A 327-nucleotide genomic window follows, 5' to 3' on the forward strand; every position below is an offset into this window, starting at 1 on the left:
ACAATAAATATATTATAATAGAAAAAAGAACAATATGCTCTTGAAATTTGGACGGTCGAAATAAGCAATAAGTGAGTGTACATAATGAGTTTAGATAATAATTCTCATTCAGTGTTTTTGTTTGATTCTGGTTATGAAATATGGCAGAAAGATGCTGGACGATAAGATGTCAGAGAGAACAAAAGAAATCTTTGAAATATAGCACCTGTTGAAACAATCCATCAGTATATAGAGAGTCAGGGTGAGAAAGATAAACCGGGCAGTAAAAATAAGGATCTATCCAAATAAAGAACAGATAACCCAGATAGAGAAGACAATCGGCTGCAG

At 33.0% G+C, this 327-nt stretch carries 1 protein-coding gene; it reads left to right on the forward strand.

All coding sequences use genetic code 11. The features are described 5' to 3' along the window. Positions 1 to 241: 241 nt before the first annotated feature. Positions 242 to 327 (forward strand): helix-turn-helix domain-containing protein (locus LI074_RS18270; RefSeq protein WP_442860840.1); only part of this gene is annotated, 86 nt, incomplete at its 3' end.

The organism is Blautia sp. MSK18_10, assembly GCF_020553185.1.
In the GTDB taxonomy this organism is placed as follows: domain Bacteria; phylum Bacillota; class Clostridia; order Lachnospirales; family Lachnospiraceae; genus Blautia_A; species Blautia_A wexlerae.